The organism is Pseudomonas sp. 05N434, assembly GCF_056396965.1.
The window spans coordinates 1-2,320 of sequence record NZ_JBFTMK010000680.1; the positions used below are offsets into that span (position 1 = coordinate 1).

At 59.3% G+C, this 2,320-nt stretch carries 2 protein-coding genes and 1 pseudogene; all 3 read left to right on the forward strand.

The genetic code is table 11. The annotated features are described in order from the left end of the window. A partial coding sequence (locus tag AC1DLB_RS27955) for an Lrp/AsnC ligand binding domain-containing protein (RefSeq protein ID WP_477786078.1) occupies positions 1-228 on the forward strand: 228 nt, incomplete at its 5' end. A gap of 215 nt (positions 229-443) precedes the next feature. Next, on the forward strand, positions 444-2,126 hold the full coding sequence (locus tag AC1DLB_RS27960; RefSeq protein WP_018928833.1) for a flavin monoamine oxidase family protein: 1,683 nt from the start codon (positions 444-446) through the stop codon (positions 2,124-2,126). Between the two features lie 12 nt (positions 2,127-2,138). Continuing rightward, positions 2,139-2,306, forward strand: a pseudogene (locus AC1DLB_RS27965) (nitrilase-related carbon-nitrogen hydrolase); the annotation flags it as partial. Between the last annotated feature and the right edge of the window lie 14 nt (positions 2,307-2,320).

The window sequence follows — 2,320 nt, forward strand, 5'->3', positions numbered from 1 at the left end:
GTGCAACCGAGATCTGGCAAGGAAGTGCTGCGACGACTTAGCGCCATGGCTCAGGTGCAGCAGCTGTGTGCGGTGAGTGGCGAGTTTGATTATGTGGCGTGGTTGCGCACCGATTCGCCGGAGCAGCTGGATCAGTTGCTGGATCAGATCGGCAGTGTGGATGGGGTGGAGAAGACGACGACTTCGATCATCCTGAGCAGCAAGATTGATCGGGGGCAGCCGGTTTGAATTTCCGCCGGTAGGTCTTCGGTGTCTGGTCGGGCCTCTTCGCAGGCAAGCCTCGCTCCTACAATATGTAGTGATAAATCGTCATATTGATAAAACAATTAGCAAAACGACGACACATTGCGTCTTATTAACGTGTTCTACGCTCTCTAGAATGGCTGCCATCTTTTCCTATACTCAGACGCGCATCCTGCGTCGGGTCGCCAGCAAGGTCAGCCATGAACAAGAACAATCGCCATCCTGCAGACGGTAAAAAACCAGTCACTATTTTCGGCCCGGATTTTCCTTTCGCCTTCGACGACTGGATCGAGCACCCGGCCGGGCTGGGCAGCATTCCAGCACACAATCACGGCGCCGAAGTGGCGATCGTCGGGGCTGGCATTGCCGGTCTGGTGGCCGCCTATGAACTGATGAAACTGGGCCTGAAACCTGTCGTCTACGAAGCCTCGAAAATGGGCGGTCGTCTGCGCTCCCAGGCGTTCAACGGTGCCGAAGGCATCATCGCCGAGCTCGGCGGCATGCGCTTCCCGGTGTCGTCCACTGCGTTTTATCACTACGTCGACAAACTCGGCCTCGAGACCAAGCCCTTCCCGAACCCGCTGACCCCCGCGTCTGGCAGCACGGTGATCGATCTGGAAGGCAAAACCCATTACGCACAGAAACTGGCGGATCTTCCTGCACTGTTCCAGGAAGTGGCTGACGCTTGGGCCGATGCCCTGGAAGACGGTTCGCGCTTCGGCGAGATCCAGCAGGCGATCCGCGATCGCGACGTGCCGCGCCTCAAGGAATTGTGGAACACCTTGGTGCCGTTGTGGGACGACCGCACGTTCTACGATTTCGTCGCCACCTCCAAAGCCTTCGCCAAGCTCTCCTTCCATCACCGCGAAGTGTTCGGCCAAGTCGGTTTCGGCACCGGTGGCTGGGACTCGGACTTCCCCAACTCGATGCTGGAAATCTTCCGCGTGGTGATGACCAACTGCGACGATCACCAGCACCTGGTGGTCGGCGGCGTGGAACAAGTGCCGCAAGGCATCTGGCGCCATGTGCCGGAGCGTTGCGTGCACTGGCCGGAAGGCACCAGCCTCAGCTCGCTGCACAACGGCGCACCACGTACCGGCGTGAAGAAAATTGCCCACGCGGCAGGCGGCCGTTTTGCGGTCACCGACAACTGGGGCGACACCCGCGAATACGCAGCGGTGCTGACCACTTGCCAGAGCTGGCTGCTGACCACCCAGATCGAATGCGACGAGAGCCTGTTCTCGCAAAAGATGTGGATGGCCCTGGACCGTACCCGCTACATGCAGTCGTCGAAAACTTTCGTGATGGTCGACCGCCCGTTCTGGAAGGACAAAGACCCGGAAACCGGCCGCGACCTGATGAGCATGACCCTCACTGATCGCCTGACCCGTGGCACGTACTTGTTCGATAACGGCGACGACAAGCCTGGGGTGATTTGCCTGTCGTACTCATGGATGAGCGACGCCCTGAAAATGCTTCCACAGCCAGTGGAAAAGCGCGTGAAGCTGGCGCTGGATGCGTTGAAGAAGATCTACCCGAAAGTCGACATCGCCGCGCGGATCATCGGCGATCCGATCACCGTGTCGTGGGAAGCCGACCCGCATTTCCTCGGGGCCTTCAAGGGCGCCCTGCCCGGTCACTACCGCTACAACCAGCGCATGTACGCGCACTTCATGCAGGACGACATGCCGCCCGAGCAACGCGGGATTTTCATCGCCGGCGATGACGTTTCATGGACACCGGCGTGGGTTGAAGGCGCGGTGCAGACCTCGCTCAACGCGGTGTGGGGCATCATGAAACACTTCGGCGGTGAAACTCACGCTGAAAACCCGGGTCCAGGAGATGTGTTCAACGAGATCGGTCCGATCGCCCTGCCCGAGTAAGAGGAATCCGAAATGCGCGTAGCCCTTTACCAATGTCCACCGCTGCCCCTGGATGTCGCAGGCAACCTGCAACGCCTGCATCAACTGGCGCTGGAGGCCAAGGGCGCGGATTTGCTGGTGGTGCCGGAGATGTTCCTGACCGGCTACAACATCGGCATAGACGCCTTAATCTTTTTGTCTTAGGTGCTCAAAGG